This window comes from Natronorubrum halophilum (assembly GCF_003670115.1).
GTDB classification, from domain to species: domain Archaea; phylum Halobacteriota; class Halobacteria; order Halobacteriales; family Natrialbaceae; genus Natronorubrum; species Natronorubrum halophilum.
Genome location: NZ_QQTY01000002.1, coordinates 874461 through 899959 on the forward strand (window position 1 = coordinate 874461; position 25499 = coordinate 899959).

Sequence of the window (25499 nt, forward strand, 5' to 3'; positions counted from 1 at the left end):
ACGTGGCCGACGGCGAGAACCACGCCGCCGTGAGCGAACGCGTCGAGACCGTCCTCGAGCGTCTCAGAACGGAGCCTCGAGCGCACGCCGTCGCGGTCGGTATCGCAATCGCCATCGGCCTAGTGCTCTCGTGGCTCCACTGGTTCGGCCTCGTCCTCGGCGGCGGACTGATCGGACTCGTCTCGGCGACCCTGCCGCGTGCCGCTCTCGGCGCGGTCGGCTTCGGCGCGCTCGTTCTCGTCGTCTTCGCGCTCTCGCTCGGCGGATCACTGCGCCCCGTCCTCGAGATGACGCCGGTCGTCTATCTGACCGTCGCCAGTGCGATCGGCTTGCCGCTGTTTGGATCGCTGCTCAGGGGACTCGTCTGACTGTCGTAAGTTGCCGCACCACGTACCGTTTTTCCGTCGGCCCGCGTTCGATCGGTATGGAGTACACGACCCTCGGTTCGACCGGAATGGAAGTCAGTCGGCTCTGTCTGGGCTGTATGAGTTTCGGCTCGAGCGACTGGCGTGAGTGGGTTCTGGACGACGAAGAGAGCGAGGAAATTATCGAGCGCGCGATCGACCTCGGAATCAACTTCTTCGATACGGCGAACATGTACTCGCGGGGCGAGTCCGAGCGTATTTTGGGCGATGCGCTCGAGGGCCATCGCGAGCGCTCGATCATCGCCACGAAAGGCTACTTCCAGATGCGTGAGGACGATCCGAACTCGGGCGGACTCTCCCGGAAGGCGATCGAGCAGGAACTCGCGGCCAGCCGAGACCGACTCGGAGTGGACACCATCGACCTCTACCAGCCCCACCGCTGGGATTACGACACGCCGGTCGAGACGACGCTCCGGGCGCTCGACGACGCGGTTCGGCGGGGCCACGTCCGCCACATCGGGGCGTCCTCGATGTGGGCACACCAGTTCGCGCAAGCGCTTTCGACGAGCGACCAGTTCGGTCTCGAGCGATTCGCGACGATGCAAAACCACTACAACCTCGTCTACCGCGAGGAGGAGCGTGAGATGCTGCCCCTCTGTGCGAACGAAGGGATCGGCGTGATGCCGTGGTCGCCGCTGGCTCGCGGCTATCTCACCCGTCCCCACGAGGAGATCGACGCCACGAAACGCGGCGAAACGGAAGAGCACATGTACGAACATCCGTATCGGGAAGGCGGCGGGCGGGAGGTCAACGAGCGCGTCGCGGAGGTTGCGGCCGACAGGGACGTGACGATGGCCCAGATCTCGCTGGCGTGGTTGCTCCACAAAGAATGGGTCGACGCACCGATTATCGGCACGACGAGCGTCGAACACCTCGAGCAGGCCGTCGAGGCGCTCGAGATCTCGCTTTCGGAGTCGGATATCGCGTATCTCGAGGACCCCTACGAACCGGTTGCGGTGTCGGGTCACACCTGATCGGGCGCGTTTCGCTACGGCAGGGTCTCGACCGTCGCAACGAGGTCGTCTTCCGTCTCCCAGTGGTACAGACGGTCCTCCGCCTCGAGCAACTCGAAGACGCCGTCTTCCATCCAGCCGTAGGGGTGGTCCTCCTCGGTGTCAGGGTACGCTCGCTTGAGCACGTGGCTCTTCTCGAAGTACTCCTCGGTACCTACGAGCAGGCCCTGCTCGACGAGGAACCCGCTCGGTTCTTTTTCGGCGACCCCGACGATGTGCGTGACGAGATCCGCGATCAGACAGAACTTCTGGATGCCGTTGTTCCAGCCGCCGCGAACGTCGCTCATTCGGAAGGCGTAGGCGTCCGAGCGGCGGTTGAGCCGGTCGACCACGAGATTCAATCGCGCCATCGGCTCGCGGTCGTAGTTTCCGAGGACGAAATACGAGCGCTCGCGCTCGTAAACCGGCCGCAGTTCGCTCAGCGCGCGGAGGAGCGCCTCGTTCTCCGCGAGCGAGAGGCTATCGGCCTCGAGGCGCTCCGTCGCGCTCGTGAGGACCGCATCCGGGATCGGCGGCGACTCATTCGTCATGGCTCGTGGTTCGCAGGTCACGGAAATAGGGTTTGCTCCACCGTTTCCGTTTCCGAAACCTGTTCACTCTCTCCACGTGGGTTACCCAGGGGTGATTTACTCCAGGGTAACTTACTTGGTCCAGGGGTGCGTAGATGGCTCCATGAGTACCGACGTGGGTTCGGCTAACGGGGCGGAGACGCGCGAACTCCTCCATTTCGTCACGCAACGGACGCGGTTCGCGCTGTGTACCAACATCCTCCAACACCCCGACCAGTTACCCTCGATGTACGAACTCGAGCAGTTGAATCCGAGCGTGAGCGAGGCGACCGTCTACAAACACGTCCAGAAGTTGATCGACGCCGGCATCGTCGAGGAGGCCACGCTGCCCGACGAGGAGCGCCGACAGGGCTATCCGTGGAAGTTCTACGGCCTGTCCGATGAGGGTCGTCAGCTGCTCGAGAACCACAATTTGCTCGAGGCCGAGGAGACGCTCCAACGGATTTACGAGACGATTTCCGATAAATCCGAAAAGATGCGCAAGTACGAAGGCGCACCGCGTCCCGACGACGACTGAGACAGCGCGTTCGGACTCCATCGTTCGGCCAATCGATACGACGCAGTACCGTGAAACCGGGACCGCTGTAACCGTACACCGCGATCACGGATCCGCCAGTTTGCCGACCGTGATCGGGTCACGCTCCGGCGAACGGGAGAACGGACGATACTGGAAAACGGCTCTCGTCGAAACGGATCTACACCGGCAGTATGGCTCCTTCTGTGTCCGTTCGTAGCGATCGCTCGAGCCGTGATGACGGTTCGGTATCGAGCACTCAGGAATCGAATTCTTCGACACAGTTGCTGCTAGTAAATTGGCGAACGCCGTCGTGGTTGGGCCGTGACGGCGCGCGCCATCGCACCTTTGAAGTCGGAGAGTGAAATAGCTTGTGTGATTATCTGAGTGAATTCAGTGCCCGAGCGACGATAAGCTGATTCTTCTCGAAATTATGACGAGTAGCATCGGAAGATGCCTCGACAACGGATAGGCACGTCGCTCCATGATACCAACAGGCGAATGCTTTTCCGCCTTCACGACCTATCAGCGGTGTTCGGTTATCCGAACTCGTGGTTGGGCATGTCAAGTGAAAACACAGCGGAAGCGGTTAGTCTGCTACAGGAACTCGGCCTCCAGGAGTACGAGGCGCGCTGCTTTTTGGCGTTGACTCGGCTCCCGTCGGGGACGGCCAAGGAAATACATGAAATCTCTGACGTTCCGCGGACGCGCGTGTACGACGCCATTCGCGTCCTCGAGTCGCAGGGTCTGGTCGAGGTCCAACACTCGAGTCCCCAACAGTATCGGGCCGTCGAAATCGACGAGGCGACGCGGACGCTTCGCAAAAAGTACGACAATCGGATCGACACGCTCCACGCACAACTCGAGAGCGTCGAGCGGCGCGAACCCAACTCGGAGAGCGACCGGGTTCAGGAAGTCTGGTCGCTCTCGGGCCACGAGGCGATCGAGTCGCGAATGATCGACCTCATCGACGAAGCGGAGTCGGAAGTGGCGCTGCTCGTCGTCGACGAGGATATCCTGTCGGAGACGCTATTCGACGAGTTACACAGTGCAGTCGATCGGGAGCTCTCGATTCTCCTCGGCGGAAAGACTGACACAATTATCAACCAATTGGGCGTCGAACTGCCGACCGTCCGCGTCTTCGAAACCGGCCTCGACTGGCTCAGTTCGCACTCATCCGATCAGAACGTCGCCGTCAGCCGGATACTGCTCGTCGATCGGGAGACGCTCCTGATCGGAACGTACTATCCGAGCGACGACGACACCAAGGCGGACGAACAGGCGATCTTCGCCCGCGGTCTCGAGAACGGGATCGTGGTCCTCCTCCGCCGCCTGGTGTCGTCGGGACTGGCCGCCACCCACGATCCGGCGAAGTGACCGTTGTGAGCTGACACTCCTCGCGTCCAGGCAGATCTGTTAACTCATGAATAGCCGCCTGTCGGCCCGCTCGTGGCGCATTCCCATGATCTCCGCGAGCGGCGCAAACGAGACCATCGCCGTCACGTCGTCGCCGACGCGGCGCTCGCAGACGGCCGCGATCACCGGCCGAAGCGACTCGAGCACCGACTGGATCTCGGTGTGGCCGAACCGGCCGAGCCGCTGGGCCGCCCCGAGCAGCCCCGTAACGAACGCGTAGGCGTGTGCGAGACAGGCCTCGAGTCTCGAGAGCCCCCGTGTTTCGGCGACGACACCGAAGACGACCGGGTAGTGGCCCGGCGTTTCGTCGGTCGCGATAGTCTCGGCGAACGCAGACTCGAGATCGTCGCTATCGCCACCGTTGTCGCGACTCCCCGTCGCGCAAGCGCCGGCCGATCGATCGTCCGTTTCCGCCAGCAGCTCGCACAGCTTCGCCCCCGCTTTCGTCGAACTCTCGCGAAACTCCCGCGGCATCGTTACCGCGTGGAATCGCTCGTCGACGGCCAGCAGAGCCTCGAGGTCGCCCGCACCGCTCGCGGCGTGGGCGTTCGCTACCGCGATGGTCTCGCAGGGGCCGACCACGCGCCGGAGGTAGCCCTCGAGCAGCGCCTGCAGATCGTCGCCGTCCTCGATCCGATCCTCGTTGATGTACTGCTCGACGCCGTAGGAAGCCGTGTAGCCGCCGACGGGGAGAAACGAGTCCGAGAGGCGGAGCGCGGTCAGAAACGAGTCGGGATCAGTGGTCATGATCGTGCTCGTTCGTCCGCGCTCCGTGCGGGTGATCGCGGTGGGTATCGTGTTTCCCGTGTTCGTGGCTGTGCTCCCTGTGCGAGTGCTCGTGAGCGTGGGCTCCGCGCTCGAAGTCGTGTGCGCGATCCGTCTCGGCGTGCTCGAGGTCCGTCACGAACAGCTCCGCTTCGACGGTCGTCTCGTGGACGGCGGAACCGGGGACGATGTCGGCGACGACGCGCTCGACGATGTGGCGATCGGCCTCGAGCGGGACGTAGACGACGCCGTCTTCGACCGCGAGGTCCCAGTGTTGGTTCCCGATTCGGTGGCCGAGTTCGATCGCCGCCTCGAGTCGCTCGGCGGTGGCTTCGGGAAGCGTCACCGCGAGCGCCTCCCGCGGCTCGAACACGATCACGATCATTCGATCGTCCTCGGCGAGCAGGACGTCGCCGGCCGAGACGGCGGCCCGGTCGATGACGACGCCCACGTCCGTTCCCGCATCCGTCGTCGCCCGGAACCGCGAGCGCCGTCGGTTGTCGGCGTCGACGACGACTCGCTCGAGCGTGCCGGCGTCCGCGTGCTCGTCCCGTCGCGCCGCGAGGGCGTCGTCGTCGTGGACGTTTCCGACGACGCCGTCGATTCGCTCCATCAGTACCGCCGGTCGGCTGGTGCGCCGACCCCCAATGTCCGTCGTCTGGTTTCGTCCCACGCGGCGCGGAGCGTCTCGGTCACGTCTGCCTCGCGGTGACCGAGAATCCGGACGATCGCTCCGCTGTCGCGAGGAAGCGTCGAGACGCCGGCCCGAACGCCCTCGCGGTCCGTGATTCGCCCGTAAATCGCGTCGGTCAGATCCTCGAGGTCGGCGTTCGTTCCCGTCGCTCCGTCGACCGACCCCTCGTCTCCGGTCGGCGTAAAGACGTACAGCGAGCCGACGACGCCGTACTCGCCGACACTCGCCGGATCGCGCGGGTCGCGTTCGTTCGGTCGCAGATCGACGGCGTCCGCACAGACCAATCGACCCTCGTGTTCGGCCTCGACGCGCGCGTGGTAGTGGTCGAAGCCGAAGGCCTCGTGGTCGCTCAACCCGTCCGGGACGAGGACGTCAGCCACGACGACGGTCGCGTCGTCTTCGAGTTCGACCGAGACGGTCTGCAGACAGCGCGCGTCCTCGTTGATAATCGTCGGCCCCGGCAGGTACTCGAGGTAGCTCCCCGCTTCGGCCCGGAGCGAGGCGTCGAGGTGGGCGTAGTTCGCGCGCATGCTGTGGACCTTCGTCGCGCTCTGGGTCGTCACGCGGGCGCGAGCGCCCGCTCGAGCGTCGATCACCATGCCGTGTCGGTCCCCCTGTGCGACGCCGCCGGTCGGCTCCTGGGCGATTAACGTCGTGAGGCCGGGTGCCGGATCCGTCTCGAGCGTTCCCGTCAGGTGGTAGGGCACGTTGACGTAGTCCCGGACGAGTCGAGTCGGATTGTCTCCGTCGCGGGCGAACGTCGCCTCGAGCAGCCCGTTCTTTCCCGGTCCGCCGGCAGGGGCCTGCGCGAGGGACTCCTCGGCGTAGGCATCGAAGGCGGCCGGAAGGCGCGTCGCGTCGATCCCGCCGTCGCCCGGGTCGGCCAGACTCACGCGAACAGCACCTCTCGCTCGACGTGCTCGAGGACGTCGTCGACGCCGGAACCGTCCTTACAGTTGGTGAAGACGAACGGTTCGTCGTCTCGCACCGCGGCGGCGTCGGCCTCGATCACGTCCAGATCGGCGTCGACGTGGGGCGCAAGGTCCGTCTTGTTGACGATCAGCAGGTCGGCCTGGGTGACGCCGGGGCCGCGCTTTCGCGGAATGTCCTCGCCCTCCGCGACGCTGATGATGAAGAGGAAGTAGTCGGCCAGTTCCGGGTTGAACGTGGCCGCGAGGTTGTCGCCGCCGCTTTCGATGAGGACGACGTCCAGTTCGGGGTGGCGCTCGGTGAACTCGTCGATGGCCGCGAGGTTCATCGACGGATCTTCGCGGATCCCCGTGTGCGGACAGGCACCCGTCTCGACGCCTCGGACCAGATCCTCGGGCAGGAGGTCGGCGAAGGACTCCCGGAAGACGTCGGCGTCCTCCTGCGTCATGATGTCGTTCGCGATGACGCCGACGTCGTAGCCCCGCTCGACGAGTTCGGGGACGAGTCGCTTGACCAGCGCCGTCTTACCGGAGCCGACCGGGCCGCCGAGTCCGACCTTCGCGACGTCTCGGTACCCCATCTACTCGCCCTCCATCGGCTCGAGACCGCCATCTGTCGCGCGGGCCTCGGTCTCATCGTCGTCCGCTCCGTCGACTCCGTCTCTCCCGGCTCCCCTCCCGTCGATACCGCGCGCGAGGTCCTCCCCGGGACCCGGATCGACCGTCTCGAGTTGCTCGCGGCTGTCGGCACGGATCGGGTCGTGGATCGTCACGAGCTTGGTCCCGTCAGGGAAGACGGGCTCGACCTGGATCATGTCGATCATCGAGGGAACGCCGTCCATCACGTCTTCGCGGGTAAGCAACTGGGTCGCCTCGGTCCTGATCCGGGCGACGGACTTTCCCTCGCGGGCGGCCTCGCAGGCCCAGTCGGAGATGTAGGCGACCGTCTCGGGGTGGTTGAGCTTCACGCCGCGGTCTCGCCGGCGGCGAGCGAGTTCGGCGGCCATGAACACCGTCAGTCGCTCCATCTCTTTGGGCGAGAGGTTCATCGGCTCACCTCCGACCGAACCGGTGACCGGGCTGGATCGCTCGAGGCCGCCGTCCGAATCGGCCGGCTCGAGCGTGCTGTTCGCGGCGTCGATACCGTCGTGGCTGTCGTGTTGTGTGACATCTATTCAGAGCAGATACCGCTGTGCGAGCGGCACGTCGGCGGCCGGCTCGCAGGTGACGTGTTCGCCGTTCACTTCGACCTCGAACGTCTGGGCGTCGATCTTGACGTCGTCCGGACAGTGATCGTTGTGCAGCATGTCCGACTTCCGGACGGATCGCGTGCCTGTTACGGGGCGGACGGGCGTCTTCAGGTCGTAGGCGTCGCCGACGTCGTTCTCGGAGGCGGCCTCGCTGACGAAGGTGACCGAGAGCCCGTGTTTCGCCCGACCCTGTGCGCCGGCGCGTTCGCGGCCGATGACGGGTTCGCAGGTCATCAGCGAGCCGTTTGCCTCGCCCATCTGTGACCAGACCGGGAACCCGCCCTTGATGACCGCCTTCGGCTTGATGCCGAAGAAGGCCGGATCCCACAGCGCGATGTCCGCGAGTTTGCCCGGCTCGAGCGAGCCGACGTACTCGTCGATGCCAGCGGTGATCGCCGGGTTGATCGTGTACTTGGCGACGTAGCGCTCGATACGGGCGTTGTCCGCGTCGGTCCCCTCGTCCGCCTCGAGCGGGCCGCGCTGATTTTTCATCTTGTGAGCGGTCTGCCACGTTCGACAGACCAGCTCGGCCATCCGTCCCATCGCCTGCGAGTCGGTGGTCATCATCGAGATGGCTCCGGTGTCGTGGAGCACGTCCTCCGCGCCGAGCGTCTCCGCACGGATGCGCGACTCGGCGAACGCGACGTCCTCGGGGACGTCGGGATTGAGATGGTGACAGACCATCACCATGTCCAGGTGCTCGTCGAACGTGTTCTCGGTGTAGGGCATCGACGGGTTCGTCGACGACGGCAGCATGTGTTCGTGGCCGATCAACTCGAGGACGTCCGGGGCGTGACCGCCGCCCGCGCCCTCGATGTGGAAGGTGTGGATCGCGCGGCCGTCGATGGCGTCGAAGGTGTCCTCGACGAATCCCGACTCGTTCAAGGTGTCCGTGTGGATACAGACCTGCACGTCCTCCTCGTCCGCCACCTCGAGGCAGGTATCGATCGCCGCCGGCGTCGAGCCCCAGTCCTCGTGGAGTTTGAGCCCACAGGCACCGGCTTCGACCTGTTCGTGAAGGGCCGCGGGTTTGCTGCTGTTACCCTTGCCGTAGAAGCCGACGTTGACCGGCCACTCCTCGGCGGCCTGCAGGAACCGCTGAATGTTCCGCGGGCCGGGTGTACAGGTCGTCGCGCCGCCGCCGAAGCCGCCGCCGAGCATCGTCGTCACGCCCGAGGCGAGCGCGTGCTCGACCAGTTGCGGACTATTGAAATGGACGTGAATGTCTAACGCGCCAGGGGTCGCGATCAGCCCGTCAGCCGGAACGGTGTCGGTGCTCGGGCCGATCACCATATCGACGCCGTCCATCGTATCGGGGTTGCCGGCCTTGCCGACGCCGACGATCTGTCCGTCGCGAACGCCGATATCACCCTTGCAGATCCCGAGAACGGGATCGACGATCACGACGTTCGTAAAGACCCAATCGAGCGTGCCTTCGGCCTGCGTCGTGCCGGATTGCATCCCCATCCCGTCGCGCATCGTCTTTCCGCCGCCGAAGACGGCTTCTTCGCCGGGTACGCCGTAATCCGTCTCGATCTTCGCGAACAGATCCGTATCACCCAGCCGAAGTCGGTCGCCCTCGGTCGCCCCGAACAGGTCGGTGTACTCCCGACGCGGGAGTTCTCGGCTCATCTAGTCGTCCTCCGCGTCCGCGAGGTCGTTTCCGGGATCCGTCACGTAGCCCTTCGCCCGAGCGCGCTCCATCGCTCGAGTTGCGACGTCCTCGTCGTCGAGTTCCCCGCCGACGAGGCCGCCCATTCCGTGGAGGATACGATCGCCGCCGATGTCGACCAGGTCGACCTCGCGTTCACAGCCCGGTTCGAACCTGATCGCCGTCCCCGCCGGAATGTCTAGCCGGGTTCCGTAGGCGGCCTCGCGGTCGAACGCGAGACCGGGGTTGACCTCGAAGAAGTGAAAGTGCGAGCCGACCTGGACCGGTCGATCCCCGGTATTTTCGACAACCACCGTCGTCGTCGGTCGTCCCTCGTTGATTCGGACCGGCTCTTCGGTCGGTCGCAGTTCGCCCGGAATGAACTCGCTCATTCATCGATCACTCCGGATACTCCCGCACAGGTCCTGATAATAGGATCTTGCATTACAGTCGTGGTTATAGCGACAAACGACGTAAGTACTCTCGTGATTGCCAATACTTGCCCACAGATATTCGATACTAGTGATGTATTTCGATATGGAACACGCGCGTTGGTGCCCGTGGTCACCGTACTCGAGGAGGACGGTGGTGTGCTCTCGATCGCTAAGGGCACCCGACCGCGCCGTTCGTCGCGCTGATCGTCCCGCGGTGGGTTCCCCGAACGGGTCCGAGTACCGCGGTGCTGAAAGCGGAAACGACGGTGGTGACCGCCGGTGTTTTATACCGTGCCGGTCGTAACGTTCGGTCAATGCGATCACCCCAACATAATTCGGACTTCTCCCGCACCGTCGACCAGTTGGCCGACGACCCGAACCCGTACGAGCCCGAAGTCGGTTCGATGCCCCAGAACGATCTCTCGCGCGCCGACCTCGAGAACGTCAACAAGACCGGCACGACGACGATCGGCATCTCGACCGCCGACGGCGTCGTCATCGCGACGGACATGCGCGCCAGCCTCGGCGGTCGATTCGTCTCGAACAAGAACGTCCAGAAGGTCGAGCAGATCCACCCCACCGCCGCCCTCACCCTCGTCGGCAGCGTCGGCGGCGCACAGTCGTTCATCGGCAGCCTCCGCGCTGAGGTCAACCTCTACGAAGCTCGACGCGGCGAGGACATGAGTATCGACGCGCTGGCCACGCTCGCGGGTAACTTCGCCCGCGGCGGCCCGTTCTTCGCCATCCACCCGATTCTGGGCGGCGTCGACGACGAAGGGAGCCACGTCTACAGCATCGACCCCGCCGGCGGCGTCATGGAAGACGACTACACCGTCACCGGCTCCGGGATGCAACTCGCGTACGGCCACTTAGAGCAGGCCTACGAACCGGACATGTCCACCGAGGAGGCGAAGACGGTCGCCGCCCGCGGCATCAAGTCCGCCGTCGAGCGCGACACCGGCTCCGGTAACGGCGTCTTCCTCTGTGAGATCACCGAGGATGGCGTCGACATCCACGGCCACCACGACTTCGACGAAGTTCTCTAATCGGGCTCGAGCCGGCGCTTTTTGCGTTTCGACGATTATCCGACCGTCAGTGGTCGCTCTCGAGATAGCCGCTTTTCACTCGGTAACGCTCGGGAGAACCCGCTACGGCAAGTACAGGTCGAGAATTGAACATCTTTCGACTACATCGATTCAGCGATCTGCTCAATAGCTCGAACGAGACGCCAGGCGAGATACAGTGAGAAGACCGCAACTGCATAGCTAACCCAAAGAAGTATTTCACCGGCGATGAAGACACTCGCCATCAATATCCCGCCGATAAACGATCCAATAAGGATAATTTCAACGATCCGCTGGTCAGCCATAACGTACAGTTCAATTCAACGTTATTTTCACTTACGGTTTTCGGAGAGGTCGCGTTCAGTTCGCGGCTATGGTGAGTGTGTGATATTACGCAAAATCACATCCGGGAAACGGGATTTCAACAGAGCCGGTTAGTACGATCGTCGATCCGCGCCCGCCGTTCGGAATCGAACCGACGCTAATTGATCCGTGCTCGGTGTTCGGCCTCGAGGTCGACCTCTGCGAGTTGCGTCGCACGACCGGTTTCGCTCGAGCGATAGATGGCGTCGATCACGCGCTGGACGATCAGCGCCTCCTCGATGGTGTTCGTCTCCGGGGTCGTCTCCGCGGCGATCGTCGCGAGGAACTGCTCGTCCTGTGCCTCGTAGCCCGTCAGCGACGAGTCGCCGGTCAGGGCCACGTTGGCGTAGTGGTCGCAGCCGGCCGTGCCGGCCTCGAGGATGTCAAGATTGGTGTCTCCGATATCGAACTGTGCACCAGCCTCCGTTCCGCGCACGCGGAAGGCCATGCTCTCCTCGCGGTTGGTCGCCCACGCGGCCTCGAGCGAGATCGTTTCCCCGTTCGCACACCGGATGAAGGCGCTGACCGAGTCGTCGACCTCGTACGTCTCGCTCTCGGCGTCCCAGTTCTCGCCGAACCCGTCGGGGTCGGCGTACTCCTCCTCCGTTCCGAACGTGGTTCTCGCGACGCCGGAGACTTCGCTTATCTCGGGGAAATCGAGCGTGTAAAGGGCGAGATCGAGGGCGTGGACGCCGATATCGAGCAGGGAACCGCCGCCAGCGAGTTCGGGGTCCGTGAACCAGGACCCGGGACCGGGAACGCCGCGTCGCCGGACGTAGTTCGCCTCGATGTGGGTGAGGTCGCCGAACCGGCCGCGCGCGTGCTGTTCGTCGAACAGCGCCATCGACGCAGCGTGGCGGTTATGAAATCCCACCATGCAGATTCCGTCCGCAGCGGCCGCCGTCCGGGCGATCCGCTCTGCGCTCTCGAGGGTGTGTGCGAGCGGTTTCTCGACGAGCACGTGACAGCCAGCCTCGAGGGCGTCGACGGCGATCGGTTCGTGAAACCGGTTGGGCGTCGTCACGATGACGGCATCGACGGCGTCGTCGACGACGAGTCCCTCGTGGGTTTCGTAGGTCGTCGCCCCGTACTCGGTGGCAAAGCGCCGGCGCTGTTGCTCGACGAGGTCGGCTCCGGCAACGACCTCAGCGCCGAGTTCCGAGACGCTTCGCGCGTGAAGGTTCCCCATTCCGCCGAGACCGACGATACCGACACCGATTCCGGTGCCGATCATCGCGAAACCCCCGATTGTTGATCAGTCGGGAGGGACGTGTGCTGAGAAACATGGTATTTCGAGAGTGATTGTGTGCGGTCCCAGTCCATAGAGAGTGGCGGGGGGCGACCGAAATAAGAGTTGTGACCGATTAATCTCCATACTCATACTGTCTTTCAGGCTGAACGACAGTATTTCACGGAGTGTGTGTCGCATCTGCTGTCGTAATACTATCTTTACGGGTGACAGTTCGGATCGTGTACCGGCCGACCTAAGAGCGTTCGCGCTGATAGCGAGGCGATGGCTACGGTTACGATCTGGAACGAGTTTCGACACGAACGCGAAGACGAGGACGTTGCGGCCGTCTATCCCGACGGTATTCACGCGACGATCGCCGACGGGCTCGCCGCTCACGGCGACGGCGAGACCGCCCACGAGATCCGTACCGCGACGCTCGAGGAACCCGAGCACGGCCTCACCGAGGACGTCCTCGAGGAGACCGACGTCCTGTTGTGGTGGGGTCACGAGGCTCACGACGAGGTCTCGCACGCGGTCGCCGAGCGGGTACAGGAGCGGGTCCTCGAGGGAATGGGGCTGATCGTCCTTCACTCCGGGCACTACTCGAAACCCTTCAAGCGGCTCATGGGGACCACCTGCAGCCTCCAGTACCGCGAGGACGGCGCGAAAGAGCGGCTGTGGGTCGTCGATCCCGGCCACCCGATCGTCGACGGCCTCGGCGAATCCCTCGAGTTGCCGCGGACGGAGATGTACGGCGAGCCGTTCGACGTCCCCGAACCCGACCGATTGGTGTTCGTCAGCTGGTTCGAAGGCGGCGAGGTGTTCCGTAGCGGTTGTTGCTACCGGCGCGGGAGCGGGCGAATCTTCTACTTCCGACCGGGTCACGAGACGTATCCGATCTACGAGAACGACGACGTGAAGCGGGTGCTCCACAACGCCGTCGACTGGGCCGCTCCCAGGGACGGCGCGCCGCGGACGTTCGGCGAGCGGGAGTGACGATACCGGGTGGCGCTCACCCGCTTCGCTGCGTATCGACCAGTTCGACGGCGACCTCGAGGTCGACATCGGTCGCTGATTCCAGTCGGTCCCGAACGGCGTCGGCGAAGTCGGGCGGTTCCTGCTCTCCGGGCGGGCGCTCGACGAGAACGGTCACCGACGCACGGCCCCCGGTGTAGACGTCGACGAGTTCGTACTCGACGTTACTCTCCTGAAAGTACAGTTCCTCGTACTCCGGATCGTCGCTCATCGCCTCGAGTTCGGTCCGGACGTCGTGTTCGACCGCGGCGGTCTGATAGGTCCCGTAGGTGACGCCGCCGAGCACGACCGAGAGCACGGCGATCGCGACGAGAATGACGACGATTCGCGAGCGCAACCGGCCGTAAACGTGACCGATCCGCTCCGTTCGGTGCGGGCGATACCCCGAGAGCCACAACAGGATCAGCGCGGTGAGGTTGATCGAGAGCACGTTCACGAGAACGAGCGTGCCGGCGGTGAGGACGACGGCCGGGTGTCCCCAGGCGATACCGAGTCCGGCGGTGGCAGCCGGCGGCACGAGTGCAACCGCGATGGCGACACCGACGAGCACCGAGCCGACGTTACGGACGAGACTGATGACACCGGCGACGCCCGATCCGAGCGCGAGAAACAGCGCGAGGACGCTCGGCGTGATGCGTTCTCTGATCTCGGGAACCGTCGTGATGTCGAACCCCGGCGGGAGCAACACCGTCCCCCGAAGCGCCCAGCCGATCACCGCAGCCGTCGCGACTGCGACAGCGATCCCGACCACCTGCAGGAAAATCCCTCGCCTCGCGAGCGCGTCGTCGTCGACGACGACGCCCACGCTCGCGGAGAGCGCCGGCCCCATCAGCGGTGCGACGACCATCGCACCGATGATGGTCGCTGCGGAATCGAGCAACAGGCCGGCCGTCGCGATGACGGTACTCACCACGAGCAAAATGAAGTACGTCGACGCGGCGGGCGCGAGATCCGCCGCCCGCGATTGGAGCTCTTCCCGAGAGATTCTGGTTCCGTCGAACTCGCGGTGTAGTTCGTCCGTTCGATCCGAGACGATCGTCTCCGCGGCCGTGACGACCGTGTACGCCTCTTCGTCGAGGCCGGCGGTTCGAAGCTCCGAGAGAAACGGCTCGACGGCGGCCGGCGGGACGGGAACCGAGACGAGTGCCTCGAACTCCCCGTGGTCCGTTTGTCGGGAAACGGTGTAATCGACTCCCGTCGCCGTCGCCGTCTCGAGGACGAGGTCCAGATCGCCGCGTGGAACGAACACCTGAACGAGGCGCATAGGTTCCCTACGACGAAGACGGGTTTAGGATGTCGCCACGGGGTCGTGACTGTCCGGCCCCCGTGTTACTACCGTGCCCGTTCCCGTCGGAGCGCGACCGAGGGGACGCCGGGCGGCTATAGTAACAACTGAAAGTCAATGCACACCTGATCGCACGACGGCTGTGCGATCGGTGTGTAAATCGTTTCAGTTGTTACTATCGAACACCTGTCGACCGTCGTCCGTGACGACGCTCTCGAGCAGCGAGACCGGCGTCGCGTCGTAGTTCGGATTTTCGACGGCGAACCCTTCGGCGGGCTCCGGCATGACCTCGCTGCCCGGCCGAAACTCGTTTTCGAAGACGAATCCCTCGGTGATGATCTTCGACGCCGACCCGAGCACGGTCACCGGCACGTCGAGTTGCGCGGCCGTCGCCGCGATCGGGAACGTCCCGACGCGGTTGTACAGCGTGTCCTCGACGATGCAGTCCATGCCGACGACGACGCGATCGCACTCCTCGAGGTAGACGCCGTTCGCGCTGTCGGTGATGAGCGTCGTTTCGATCCCCTCGATGTCGGCGAGCGCCCGCGCCGTCTTCCGGCCGATGTAACGCGGTCTGGCCTCCGTGACGTACACCTCGAAGCTCTTCCCGTCCGCGACCGCCCGCTCGAGGGCCTCGAGCACCGTCGAGGAGTAGTCGTGGGTCAGCAGCGTCGCGCCGTCCGCGAGGAATTCGGCGGCGTTTTCGGCGGCCAGCCGCTTGCCGGCTTCGACCCGCGAGACGACCTCGTCGATCTTCTCTCGGGTGTGTCGCTTCGCCGCCTCGACGCTGTCGTGGTCGGCGTCGGTGACGTCGTCGACGACCTCCCGGACCGCGTTCTGCAGTGACGCGTGGGACGGGTTCGCCCGCCGCAGCACGGAGCCGTTGCGCTCGAGCGAGCGCGTGTACTCCTCGACGGTAGCAAACTCCCGGTCGACAAGCTCCTCGAGGGCCTGCGTCGCGTGTACGGCCACAACCGAGGAGCTGTGGGTCTGCATCTCCTGGATTTCCTCGACCGTCTCGTCGATCATACCTGCATGGATTCCCGTCAGCGCAAAAGGTGTTCCGGGTGCCGTCAGCGGCCGTGACCGTCCTCACTCGCGCGATTCGAACCCGAAGGTGCGCTGTAGTTCGGTTCCGATTCGGTCGGTGAGTTCCTCGAGAACGACGTCGAACTGGTCGTGGTCAGCAACCGAACCGACGCGAGCCCGGACGTCGTCGGGGAGTTCGACGCGGAACTCGCCGTCTCCGACGTAGAACGGCTCGCTCTCGCTCAGTACCTTGCGGTCGATGGCGCGGAGCACCGTCGAATCGTACCGGCCGTGGAGTTGCTGATAGGCGTTCGAGTACGCCGCCTCGAGTTCCTCGAAGTAGTGTACGTACTTCTCCGCCTCGAACGTCTCGGGATCGAACTCGGTCATGGTCGATCGTGTGGCGGCGTGCGGGTAAACGGTTCGGGACGGCTTTGGAACGTGACACTCGTCCGGCGTGTTGCTCGAGAACGGATCGCTCGTGGAACGCGAGTCTCGTCCGACGTATTGCTCGAGGACAGATCGTTCGCGGAACGTGTTGCTATCCTGGCAACGGGGATTGCCACATCCTCCCCAACCGATTCGTTCGCTCGCGCTCACGGCTACGCCGTTCGCGTCCGCGGCGCTACGCGCCGCGCTCTCGCTCACTCATCCCTCGCGCAGCGTCGTCGACCGCCCTCGCGTTCGCTCAGACGGTCGGCAGCGCGCGCCACCGCACGACGGGTGTCAACGGGCGTCGCCTTCCGGTACTCGCGACCGCAGACTTACGTCCTCGAGTCGCCTAGCTCCGTCGATGACCGTCACCGTCCGCTACACCTGTCCCCACTGTAACGCCGTCGTGAGCCTCGAGCGACCGCCGGACCTGGCGGACCGGTCGGTCACCAAACTCCGGCAGCCGGGGTGGGAGTACGCGAAGCCGGACGACGCTGACCGGGAATCCGCCGACGGCGTCGCGTTCGTCTGCGGCGAGGACGGACCGGTCACCGACCTCGAGGGGGAGCCGATCGAGGGCTGCGGCCGACCGTTTTACCTGAACTTCGTCCGCTACGAGCAGGGCGTCGAACTCGAGCCGAACCCGCCGACCTACGGCGGTCCACGCTTCGATTTCGAGGGGTAGCGCTCGCGACGGCCGCTCCGTTCGAACACAACCCTTTTCGACGCTGGGAAGCACGTACTGACATGGACGAAGCCGCCGTTCGCGACCGCCTCCGGACGGTCGAAGATCCGGAACTCGGCGACGATATCGTGTCGCTCGGACTTCTCAACGACGTTAGCGTCGACGGCGAGCACGTCGACATCGATCTCGCGCTCGGTGCACCGTACTCGCCGACCGAAAGCAACATCGCCGGCGAGATCCGCGAACTGCTCATCGAGGACGGCCTCGAGCCGGATCTCTCGGCGAGCATTCCCGACCGCGACGATTTCAGCGGCGAGGATCAGGTGCTGCCGAACGTCAAGAACGTCATCGCCGTCTCCTCAGGGAAGGGCGGCGTCGGGAAGTCGACGGTCGCGGTCAATCTCGCCGCCGGGCTCTCGCAGCTGGGCGCGCAGGTCGGCCTCTTCGACGCCGACGTGTACGGCCCGAACGTGCCGCGGATGGTCGACGCCGACGAGCCGCCGATGGCGACCGAGGACGAAACCCTCGTCCCGCCGGAGAAGTACGGCGTGAAGCTGATGAGCATGGCCTTCCTGACCGGCGAGGACGACCCGGTTATCTGGCGCGGCCCGATGGTCCACAAGGTCATCACGCAACTCACCGAGGACGTCGAGTGGGGACACCTCGACTACCTCGTCATCGACCTTCCGCCGGGGACCGGCGACACCCAACTCACGATGCTCCAGACCATGCCCGTCACGGGTGCCGTCATCGTCACGACGCCACAGGACGTCGCTTTAGACGACGCCCGGAAGGGCCTCGAGATGTTCGCCAAACACGACACCGTCGTTCTCGGTATCGCGGAGAACATGTCGACGTTCGCCTGTCCCGACTGCGGCGGCGAACACGACATCTTCGGCTCCGGCGGCGGCCGGGAGTTCGCCGACACCCACGAGATGCCGTTCCTGGGCTCGATCCCGCTCGATCCGGCCGTCCGCGAGGGCGGCGACGGCGGCAAGCCGACCGTTCTCGAGGACGGTACCGACACCGGCGACGCCTTCCGGACGATCACCGAGAACGTCGCGAACAACACGGGGATCGTCCACCGACGCGGCGTCTCGCAGGGCAGACGAAGCGAGGCCGCTTCGCCCGATCGATGACCGCTGACGGCGACGGAACCGAGGGCGAGGCGGACGCCGACCCCGCGTTCGACGCCGACCCCGAACGCGTCGCGCTCCTCCGCGCCGTCGCCGACGACGTCCGCGGCGAGACCAGCGAGAGCAAACAGCTCGCGAACATCCTGTACCGGACCAGCGACCTCTACGATCCCGACGAGGAGACCACTCCCGAGGAGATCGTCCGCAACGTCAAATTCATTCTCGAGGTCAACGAGCGCGGCGGACTCGGCCGATGAGCGGTCGACCGAGTCCGTTTTTACCGATCCGATCGTGGCTCGAGTGCCAGGCGCGTCACTTTTGCGGTCCCGCGGCCACACTCGAATGTGGGCGCAAATCACCGATCTCGAGCGAACCCCTACGGCATGGACGAGGAGTGTCGGAACTGTCCGGCGCTCTGTGAGACGCGGACGCAAGTTGTCCACGGCTACGGCGACGTGGGCGCTGATTTCCTGTTCGTCGGCGAGCGACCGAGCGAGCGCGCGGACGAGATCGGCGTGCCGTTTGCAGCCCCCGATAGCGGCGCGGGCGGAGCTACCGGCGACCGCGGTGGTGACGCGGGGACCAGCCTTCGGCGGATGCTCGAACGGCTGGGGCTCTGTGATTCGACTTCGCCGCCGGACCGACCCGTCCTCGAGAACGTCTTTCTGACGAACCTCACGCGCTGTCGCGATCCCGATCGGAAGCCGACCGACGAGGAGATAGGTAACTGCGATCCCTACCTCAACGCCGAGATTCGAATGATCAACCCCGAGATTCTCGTCCCCGTCGGCGAGCGAGCGCTGGCGGCGCTCGGAGCCGAGCACACGACGACGCCGGTCGACGAACTCGACCTGTCGACGGCCCACGCGACGCGGATCCGCGGCCGCGGGTTCGAACTCGTTCCCATGATCGACCCGCGGGCGCAGTCCGACGAGCAGACCCAGGCCTGGCTCGAGAGCTTCGTGGAGCTCATGGCGTCGGACTACCGACAGACGAAGGGACAGCGAGATCGGTGAACTACCCCACCCTACCGCTCGCCTGACGGCTCGCGCCTGAGGGTGGGGCTTCCTGTTTCAACGACGCGCTTTGCATCCACAACCGAGGACACAGGGAGCGCAGTCTCCACAGGCGTTGATTCGGAGCGTCCCGCTCCTAACTGCTCGATACCACGAGAAAGAATGTTCCACGCCGCGTTTGCGTCTCTATCCGCCTCGAACCCACACGCCGGACACGAGTGTTCACGGACCCACAGAGGCTTGTCCGTCGAAACGCCGCAGGACGCGCACTCTTTGGTCGTTCCGCGTGGGTTCACGGCGACGAAGTGCGTTCTTTCCCGCTCACACTTGTATTCGAGCATCCGCAGGAACGTCCCCCACGCCGCACCTGCTCGATTGCGAGAGTTGCCCGGCAGTTCGACCAAGCCCTTCGCGTCCAAGTCTTCGACTGTCACAAGGTCGTACTCGCGGGCGTAGTAGTTCGAGAGCTTGTGGAGGAAGTCACGACGCTTTCGCTTGAGGTCGGCGTGACGCTCGGCTACGACTCGACGCTGTTTCTCCCAATTCGCGGAACCGTGTTCCTTTCGTGAGAGGTCGCGTTGAGCGCGTTCCAACCGCTCGCGTTCGTCGGACAGGTTGAGGGATTCGACCACCGTGCCGTCGGTGTCGTGAGCGTACTTGAGAATCCCCACGTCGATACCGACGCACTGATCAGGATTCTCCGGTTTCGCAGGCGAGTCGTCGGGCGTCTCGACACCGAGGATAGCGTACCACTTGCCGGTGGGTTCCTGCTTGACCGTGACGGTCTTTATCTCGGCGTCTTCAGGTAGGTAGCGGTGGAAGGTGAGCGGGATTTCTCCAAGTTTCGAGAGCCACAGTTTGGTCCGACCGCTCGTGTTCTTGAGCTTGAAGCCGGATTGACTGTAAGTGAAACTGCGGTACTCGCCCGGTGCTTTCCACTTGAGTTGGCCGACGCGGTAGCCATTCTCTTTGCGACCGCGAAGCGTCGAGAGATTGTCGTACAACCGCTGAACGACTTTCTGAAGGACCTTCGAGTGAACGCTTTTCAGGTCGCTCCACCACTTCTTGAGACTCGACAAAAGTTTCTGCTCGGAGTATGCAGAGGTGTCGTCGGTGCGGTTGAGTCGGTGGAGGAAGTGGTTGTAGACCTGTCTACAGGTATCGACGGTCCACGCTAACTGCTCTTCGAGAGTGTCGGACGGTCGGAGTCGATACCTGTAGTTGTAGTTCATCGGTGGTGCTACTCGTCAGGCTCGGTCGTTCGGACGACTTTCACGTCTGCGCCACGCCACCGTTTCGGGACGAGAACGTGAGCGCCGTTGCCGGTTGCTTTGGCCGTCCCGTCGATGACTTCGTGGCCTTCGATTTCATGTCTATCCATCACCTGTGTTTACACCTCGTTTCAACATAAAGGTGGTGGTGGGCCTGTGGGCCGAGTGTCGAACGTGTTTGAGAACCGTGCAGCGCTGTATCCCCTCCCTACTCGCTCCCTTCGGTCACTCGTTGAGGAAGGGGGCTTAGCGCCTCAATTCAGGTAAGAAACCGACTACCAGTAGGGTCCGGCGCGCCACCGCCTGGACCGCGCACCGAGGATGACCAATCCGCCGACGAAGGCGACTGTGATCACGAGAACGCCGATCGTCGGCGCGAAGTACTCGCCGCCCGTCTCGAACAGATAGCTGTCGACGAAACTCCAGAGCCCGAGCGTCGCCAAGCCGGCGACGATCAGGACCCCGAGAAGTCCGACCGACCGCGGGATCGACCGCGTTACTGATTGTTCGTCCATACTGACCACCTTCCGTCCCACCACTATAGTTCGTCCGGCGCCGATCCGTTCGGTGATCGTCGACCTCGAGTCCCCGCCGCCGTCCGGCGAGGTGGGGAAGCGCCGCGTTCAAGGGTCGCGCACGCGGAGTCCTGAACATGATCGTCGTCGTTCCGGTCGACCCGCCCCGAGAGGGACTCGTGTTATCGTCGCTCGTCGAGCAAACGCCGCTTTCCGCCGCCGAAGCGGTCACGCTCTACGAAGCGACCGTCATCGACGTTCTTCGGGCCGTCGAGTCCAGCGGTGGCGACCTGCTGATCAACTACCGCGACGCGGACACCCTCCCCGCGGCGGTCGCCGATGACGACGCCGAAGCGGAGGTGCGGGCGCTGGCAACCGACGCGCTCGGCGAATTCGAGGAGGAGAGCGGCGCTAACGGCGAAGGAACCGTCCGATTCGAACGCCAGGTCGGCTCGAGTCGCGCCGCGCGGGTCGGCAACACCGTCACCCACCTGCTCGAGCAGGAGGCGGCGAACAGCGTCGGTGTCCTCGAGCCGACGGCGCCGCTGGTCGGCCGGACGCAGATCGACGGCACGGCGATGTCGGTCCGCCGTCATGACGTCGTCCTCGGTCCCGCGTCGGACGGCCGGGTGTACCTCGCCGGCTTTCGCGAGCCGATCGATTTCACCGACGCGTACGCAGTCCCCGAGGTGGCCACGCTGGCCGCACGGAGCGCCGAAGCGGGACTCGGGGTCGGTTTCGCACCGATGCTCCCAACCGTGGCGACGCCCGCTGGGCTTCGATCGACGCTCGCGATGCTCGAGGCGCGCCGGAGCGCCGACCAGCCGGGCGCGGCGGCGACGGCTGCAGTCGTCGACGAGTTGGGGCTGGAGATCGGAGACGGAGAGTTGCTCGAGCGAGCGTAGACCGATAACCCTTTTTGAGCGTACGGGAAAGGTGAAGGCGAGGTGGGGTGGCAGAGCGGCCCACAAGGCCTCTATTAGCCTTTCTGCGAAATTTGACTGGACTTTTACCCGCTGGGTGAATCAGACTGCGTTCACTATACCCTGACTGGAGCAGAGAGTGTAAATTCACCAGCCCGATAGAACAGTATTATCGCCAGTAAAGTTGATACCGAGTAGCTAGATCGTTGTCGGAAGTTGTTTGTATTTTCAGAATTAGTTATATGATAGGTATGGGGGTGTATCTTTGATGTCGAAAGTTGTGCTGAAAGGAGAGTTCCACTCCAGTAAGGGTGATTTGAAGGAGGAGAAGGAATTAGTGAAACAGGATTTCGATGTTTTAGTCCTAGAGGGTCAAGAAACAGAGTCTGATTATAGTTTGACAGAGGGATGGTTCCAAATCTCTATTGCAGCTATGTTCTGGCTTGCTGGAAGAATCTATGTTTCGAAAGATATCTTGTTGGACTTGGTCGAGGTCCAAGATACGGAAGTGATGTTCACGCGAAAAGCTGATTCTGATCTCTTGGAGAATACACCGCTCTCTATGAAATTGTTCTCGGCAATATTGTTCTATACTTTGGTCCCTGGGAGCGTAGCTGTCGGACTGATATTTCCTAAGATGTGGGGTGCGACTATTCTCTTTCTAGGATTTGTATTGCCTGTTCTGGGAATTCGGATTGTCAACACTCGACTAACTCGTGATGAGAAGAACCGTGACAAGATCATGGCGGACAAGATCGCTGATGCTGTGAATGAAGATAAAGATGTTTTGGCAATAGTCGGTAATGGTCATGTCAATTGAATAGTAAAGAACCTACCGAATAGTATTGACCTGAATGTTCGTCGCCCCGCCTACGCTAGATTAGACAGACAGCATATCCAAGAGATAGCTTTTCCAATTTTCGAGATGGTATTAGTTCTCTATTCCCTCTATCTTCTCGTCTCTTGGTTCCTGCTTCAAGTAACACGCATCTCTCCTGATCTTTTCTAGTTGCTTTTAAGACATCTTCTTAAATATTACATTCTCATCGGATTAATTCTAAATGGCTCTGTTGAAACCCTTAGTGAGTTACATATCCAGTCGGTAGTTTGAGTAGATGCAGACCCTCCCAAAGTCTCGGTTGCTCCGGTTTGTCGAAGAAGCATTTCAGTTAGCGCAACGTGCCGTAGCTCGATACTCCTCAAAGTTCGGAAGACACAACGTATCGAACACTTCTCGACGAACTCATTGAGATGCCCCGTATTCGGAGCGCGATCAACCTCACCGAACTTCCTGCTCCATCCACGCTATGCAAAGCGTTCGGTAGACTCGATATGGCCGTCTGGAGAATGGTTCTCAATCTCTCTGTTTCACTACTCCCGACCAACGGAGTTACGGGGATCGACGCTTCGGGCTTCGACCGCAGTCACGCCTCAAAACACTACACAAAACGAACCGAACTCACGATTCAGCAGCTCAAAGTGACGCTACTGGTCGATACGAAGCTAAACGCAGTCCTCGATCTACACGTGACGACGACACGAAAACACGATAGCCAGATCGCTCCCTCGTTGATCAAACGCAATCCCGAGCATATTGACATTCTTCTCGGTGACAAAGGGTACGACGACCAGAAAATCAGACGACTTGCCCGTCAATACGAAGTTCGTCCACTGATTAAGCATCGTGAGTTCACATCGCCCCACAAGGCATGGAACGCACGCTTAGACGCTGATCTCTACGGACAGCGGAGTCAATCCGAGACTGTCAACTCAACACTCAAGCGAAAGTACGGTGCGTTCGTCCGCTCACGACGCTGGTGGAAACAATTCCGTGAACTCACCATCGCTTGTCTCGTTCATAATATCGACCGATCACTCTGAGCAGTCAATTCAGGATGAAAGTATCATAGAACAGCTCAAGCGGATGCAGAACGCCGTTTTGCAGCGTGTACTCCGAGAAGATAGATTAGGATGACGAGAAGTTCGACTACGACTAACTCGATGACAGTACTGAAAACGAATGCAAGCCCCACTCCTAGAACGAATACAGATGCTCCTACGACTACCGGGGAGCGCGAGCCATACTTTTTCGCCTCAGAATAGACGAACCACGAGATGAGAGCTTGTACGACGAGGAATATCGGGGTTCCAATACCGAATGCAGGCATAGAAACATATTTTTCCGTCTATACAAGTACTTTCGGTGAAGATTGTCCACACCTCTTGACGGAGAGATGAACGGTAACTACGCAGTTCCCATCTACCGACTGTTTCATTCTAGATTGTGTATGAAGAATAGGATTTCAACAGAGCCTTCTGAATCTATTCTTTCTACTCAGCACTCCTATTTGATAGCAACCAGTGTGATCGACACTTGCTCCGTTACCTACTTGGCCTGTTTCTAACGGTTTTTCACAATTTTATTGATAAAGGAACTGCGCTACTATTTTTCCGATTAACCCATTCTATCTAAAGCATCCCTCCGATCCTTGACTGGAGCTTGATCATATTTCATTGTCGTCTCTGAACGTCTATGTCGAAGTTGACTCTGAGCAGCTGCTAAACCTTCTTCTCGAGCCATGTAGGTCCCCACTGAGTGTCTAATCGTATACCAGCTAATGTCCCGATCAATATCTGCAATTTCGCATAGATTATCGAGGAGAACACGCAAAGAGGACGAACTGTAAGGGTTGCTATGACGTGTTAGCCATAGCGAATCATTGTCGTCGTACTTCTCGTAGAGATCTCGTTCAAGCAACCATCGCCCAAGAATATCAGCTGTTTCCCGCCGAAGGCTAACAACCCAGTTTTCTTCATTCTTCGATGATTCTTTCTCTGGGATTCGTAAAACGGCATTCTCTACATCCACCCAGTATGTTTTTGCGCGTCCGACTTCGATCGGACGTAATCCGGCGTCAAGACTTGTATGCACTATAGATGGATATTTGAATCCGTTTGCTCGATTCCAGTCTTCTTGGGTTATCTCTTTCTTAGCCTTTCCGAAGCGCCGAGCTAAATGTATTTTCCACTTATCGCGTCCATCCGGATCAAGAGCGCTATAGGCGGGAACAGTCCCGTATTCGAGAGATGCTTCTCGAAGTTTACGACGCTCTTTTTCTGTCACAAAGTCCTTTGGTTGCGAAACACTCGAGCTTCCTTTTAGTTTGATGTCCGGGTCCCATTTGTCTGTCGCTGAGTGCCACCTGAATAGGGCCTTCAAAGCCAGCTGGACGTTATTCAGATGACTTTTGGTATAATCGTCCTTCACCAGTTCTCGAAGATATAATTCTGCCTCGTCGTGTGTCATCTGAACAGAGTAGCCGTCTTGACGATCCCATGTCCACCTATAGAACTTGTCAGTGATTGCTGCATAATTTCTGGCGGTGTCGTGGGCATATCCCTCAAGTGCTTCGGGGTCTTTTCCGAAGTTCGCAAGCCACTCAATGAGGTCTCGACGGTGGTGTTCGTAGTCTACCCATTGGCGTTCATTCAGATATTCTTCACTCGGGCCAGGGATTAAAACGATACCTTCAACTTTCTCGGTGTCTTTCATCGAATCAGCCCCTCAGAGCATGGTTAACAGCGGTTCCAATACGATTCAATCTAGCTTCGGTGGAATACGTGTCCATGGTTGCTATGTTGGATTGAAGCCGTATATCGCCTGATTTCGGGGGGTACAAGCCCTAACAGCTATTAAGCTTGGTGGGGTGGCAGAGCGGCCTAACGCGCCTGCCTTGAGAGCAGGTGGCCTCCAAGCCTCATGGGTTCAAATCCCATCCCCACCGTTTTCCGCGAGCGAATACGACGAACGTAGTGAGGAGTCTCTCGAGCGGAAAACGAAACGATGGGATTTG

The 25499-nt window shown here is 61.9% G+C and carries 29 protein-coding genes, 1 tRNA gene and 1 pseudogene; 14 read left to right on the forward strand and 17 right to left on the reverse strand.

The features are described from left to right. Positions 1-2 precede the first annotated feature (2 nt). Both DWB23_RS10400 and DWB23_RS10405 read left to right on the forward strand, forming a co-directional pair. Positions 3-368 (forward strand): hypothetical protein, encoded by a 366-nt coding sequence (locus tag DWB23_RS10400; protein ID WP_121742729.1) that lies wholly within the window; start codon positions 3-5, stop codon positions 366-368. A gap of 56 nt (positions 369-424) precedes the next feature. After that, the gene (locus tag DWB23_RS10405) at positions 425-1399 is read left to right on the forward strand and encodes an aldo/keto reductase (RefSeq protein WP_121742730.1); all 975 of its coding nucleotides are present in this window, start codon (positions 425-427) and stop codon (positions 1397-1399) included. A gap of 14 nt (positions 1400-1413) precedes the next feature. Here DWB23_RS10405 and DWB23_RS10410 read toward each other — a convergent pair whose 3' ends face one another. Then, positions 1414-1968, reverse strand: coding sequence for a hypothetical protein (locus tag DWB23_RS10410; protein WP_121742731.1), 555 nt, complete (start codon positions 1966-1968; stop codon positions 1414-1416). Positions 1969-2110: 142 nt separating this feature from the next. On the opposite strand from DWB23_RS10410, the gene DWB23_RS10415 reads away from it, so the two are divergent. Together DWB23_RS10415 and DWB23_RS10420 are read left to right on the forward strand one after the other, a co-directional pair. Then, the gene (locus DWB23_RS10415; RefSeq protein WP_121742732.1) at positions 2111-2524 is read left to right on the forward strand and encodes a helix-turn-helix transcriptional regulator; all 414 of its coding nucleotides are present in this window, start codon (positions 2111-2113) and stop codon (positions 2522-2524) included. Between the two features lie 558 nt (positions 2525-3082). Next, a complete protein-coding gene (locus DWB23_RS10420; RefSeq protein WP_121742733.1) occupies positions 3083-3898 on the forward strand; it encodes a TrmB family transcriptional regulator in 816 nt (271 codons plus the stop codon). 39 nt (positions 3899-3937) lie between these two features. Here DWB23_RS10420 and DWB23_RS10425 read toward each other — a convergent pair whose 3' ends face one another. The 7 genes from DWB23_RS10425 to DWB23_RS10455 all read right to left on the reverse strand — a co-directional run bounded on the left by DWB23_RS10425 (position 3938) and on the right by DWB23_RS10455 (position 9618). After that, a complete protein-coding gene (locus DWB23_RS10425; RefSeq protein ID WP_121742734.1) occupies positions 3938-4684 on the reverse strand; it encodes an urease accessory protein UreF in 747 nt (248 codons plus the stop codon). Continuing rightward, positions 4674-5315, reverse strand: coding sequence for an urease accessory protein UreE (ureE, locus tag DWB23_RS10430; RefSeq protein WP_121742735.1), 642 nt, complete (start codon positions 5313-5315; stop codon positions 4674-4676). The genes DWB23_RS10425 and ureE overlap by 11 nt, the downstream gene beginning before the upstream one ends. Further along, complete coding sequence (locus DWB23_RS10435; RefSeq protein ID WP_121743079.1) at positions 5315-6283, reverse strand: urease accessory protein UreD; 969 nt, start codon at positions 6281-6283, stop codon at positions 5315-5317. The genes ureE and DWB23_RS10435 overlap by 1 nt, the downstream gene beginning before the upstream one ends. Positions 6284-6285: 2 nt before the next feature. Next, positions 6286-6906 (reverse strand): urease accessory protein UreG, encoded by a 621-nt coding sequence (gene ureG, locus DWB23_RS10440; RefSeq protein ID WP_121742736.1) that lies wholly within the window; start codon positions 6904-6906, stop codon positions 6286-6288. Continuing rightward, entirely contained in the window at positions 6907-7374 is a 468-nt protein-coding gene (locus DWB23_RS10445) for an urease subunit gamma (RefSeq protein WP_121742737.1), read from the reverse strand. A 126-nt stretch (positions 7375-7500) separates the two neighbouring features. After that, positions 7501-9207, reverse strand: a complete 1707-nt coding sequence (gene ureC, locus DWB23_RS10450; RefSeq protein WP_121742738.1) for an urease subunit alpha — start codon at positions 9205-9207, stop codon at positions 7501-7503. After that, a complete protein-coding gene (locus DWB23_RS10455; protein WP_121742739.1) occupies positions 9208-9618 on the reverse strand; it encodes an urease subunit beta in 411 nt (136 codons plus the stop codon). 356 nt (positions 9619-9974) lie between these two features. On the opposite strand from DWB23_RS10455, the gene psmB reads away from it, so the two are divergent. Further along, positions 9975-10706, forward strand: a complete 732-nt coding sequence (gene psmB, locus DWB23_RS10460; protein WP_121742740.1) for an archaeal proteasome endopeptidase complex subunit beta — start codon at positions 9975-9977, stop codon at positions 10704-10706. A 140-nt stretch (positions 10707-10846) separates the two neighbouring features. Here the strand turns inward: psmB and DWB23_RS10465 are convergent, their stop codons facing one another. Both DWB23_RS10465 and DWB23_RS10470 read right to left on the reverse strand, forming a co-directional pair. Then, positions 10847-11029, reverse strand: coding sequence for a hypothetical protein (locus tag DWB23_RS10465; protein WP_121742741.1), 183 nt, complete (start codon positions 11027-11029; stop codon positions 10847-10849). A gap of 176 nt (positions 11030-11205) precedes the next feature. Next, complete coding sequence (locus DWB23_RS10470; RefSeq protein ID WP_121742742.1) at positions 11206-12321, reverse strand: Gfo/Idh/MocA family protein; 1116 nt, start codon at positions 12319-12321, stop codon at positions 11206-11208. Between the two features lie 279 nt (positions 12322-12600). Between DWB23_RS10470 and DWB23_RS10475 the strand changes: the two genes are divergently transcribed. Beyond that, a complete protein-coding gene (locus tag DWB23_RS10475; RefSeq protein ID WP_121742743.1) occupies positions 12601-13314 on the forward strand; it encodes a ThuA domain-containing protein in 714 nt (237 codons plus the stop codon). A gap of 16 nt (positions 13315-13330) precedes the next feature. Here DWB23_RS10475 and DWB23_RS10480 read toward each other — a convergent pair whose 3' ends face one another. The 3 genes from DWB23_RS10480 to DWB23_RS10495 form a co-directional block, all read right to left on the reverse strand. Then, entirely contained in the window at positions 13331-14617 is a 1287-nt protein-coding gene (locus DWB23_RS10480; protein ID WP_121742744.1) for a TIGR00341 family protein, read from the reverse strand. A gap of 186 nt (positions 14618-14803) precedes the next feature. Then, a complete protein-coding gene (locus DWB23_RS10490) occupies positions 14804-15667 on the reverse strand; it encodes a translation initiation factor eIF-2B (protein WP_121742746.1) in 864 nt (287 codons plus the stop codon). Between the two features lie 63 nt (positions 15668-15730). Continuing rightward, positions 15731-16057 (reverse strand): DUF5783 family protein, encoded by a 327-nt coding sequence (locus DWB23_RS10495; protein ID WP_121743080.1) that lies wholly within the window; start codon positions 16055-16057, stop codon positions 15731-15733. A 403-nt stretch (positions 16058-16460) separates the two neighbouring features. Here DWB23_RS10495 and DWB23_RS10500 point away from each other — a divergent pair, with 403 nt between their 5' ends. The 4 genes from DWB23_RS10500 (at position 16461) to DWB23_RS10515 (ending at position 18936) form a co-directional block, all read left to right on the forward strand. Continuing rightward, positions 16461-16784, forward strand: coding sequence for a hypothetical protein (locus tag DWB23_RS10500; RefSeq protein ID WP_121742747.1), 324 nt, complete (start codon positions 16461-16463; stop codon positions 16782-16784). Positions 16785-16846: 62 nt separating this feature from the next. After that, positions 16847-17923, forward strand: a complete 1077-nt coding sequence (locus DWB23_RS10505; protein WP_121742748.1) for an Mrp/NBP35 family ATP-binding protein — start codon at positions 16847-16849, stop codon at positions 17921-17923. Beyond that, a complete protein-coding gene (locus DWB23_RS10510; RefSeq protein WP_121742749.1) occupies positions 17920-18177 on the forward strand; it encodes a hypothetical protein in 258 nt (85 codons plus the stop codon). Before DWB23_RS10505 ends, DWB23_RS10510 begins: the two co-directional genes overlap by 4 nt. Positions 18178-18303: 126 nt before the next feature. Further along, positions 18304-18936, forward strand: a complete 633-nt coding sequence (locus DWB23_RS10515; RefSeq protein ID WP_121742750.1) for a uracil-DNA glycosylase — start codon at positions 18304-18306, stop codon at positions 18934-18936. A gap of 11 nt (positions 18937-18947) precedes the next feature. On the opposite strand, the gene DWB23_RS10520 is transcribed toward DWB23_RS10515, so the two are convergent. From DWB23_RS10520 to DWB23_RS10530, 3 genes are all read right to left on the reverse strand, one after another. Next, positions 18948-20168, reverse strand: coding sequence for an RNA-guided endonuclease InsQ/TnpB family protein (locus DWB23_RS10520; RefSeq protein WP_121742751.1), 1221 nt, complete (start codon positions 20166-20168; stop codon positions 18948-18950). Between the two features lie 8 nt (positions 20169-20176). Then, positions 20177-20317, reverse strand: coding sequence for a DUF2080 family transposase-associated protein (locus DWB23_RS10525; protein WP_121742752.1), 141 nt, complete (start codon positions 20315-20317; stop codon positions 20177-20179). A gap of 165 nt (positions 20318-20482) precedes the next feature. Beyond that, a complete protein-coding gene (locus DWB23_RS10530; protein ID WP_121742753.1) occupies positions 20483-20722 on the reverse strand; it encodes a hypothetical protein in 240 nt (79 codons plus the stop codon). A gap of 137 nt (positions 20723-20859) precedes the next feature. Between DWB23_RS10530 and DWB23_RS10535 the strand changes: the two genes are divergently transcribed. The 3 genes and pseudogenes from DWB23_RS10535 to DWB23_RS10545 all read left to right on the forward strand — a co-directional run bounded on the left by DWB23_RS10535 (position 20860) and on the right by DWB23_RS10545 (position 23526). After that, complete coding sequence (locus tag DWB23_RS10535) at positions 20860-21627, forward strand: glycosyltransferase family protein (RefSeq protein WP_121742754.1); 768 nt, start codon at positions 20860-20862, stop codon at positions 21625-21627. A 286-nt stretch (positions 21628-21913) separates the two neighbouring features. Continuing rightward, positions 21914-22465: a hypothetical protein gene (locus tag DWB23_RS10540; protein WP_162989792.1), complete on the forward strand. Its 552-nt coding sequence runs from the start codon at positions 21914-21916 to the stop codon at positions 22463-22465. A 295-nt stretch (positions 22466-22760) separates the two neighbouring features. Further along, a pseudogene (locus tag DWB23_RS10545) lies at positions 22761-23526 on the forward strand (IS5 family transposase). A 574-nt stretch (positions 23527-24100) separates the two neighbouring features. On the opposite strand, the gene DWB23_RS10555 reads toward DWB23_RS10545, so the two are convergent. Beyond that, entirely contained in the window at positions 24101-25198 is a 1098-nt protein-coding gene (locus tag DWB23_RS10555; RefSeq protein WP_121742757.1) for a tyrosine-type recombinase/integrase, read from the reverse strand. Between the two features lie 148 nt (positions 25199-25346). On the opposite strand from DWB23_RS10555, the gene DWB23_RS10560 reads away from it, so the two are divergent. After that, positions 25347-25430 (forward strand) — tRNA-Ser (locus DWB23_RS10560). The last annotated feature ends 69 nt before the right edge of the window (positions 25431-25499 follow it).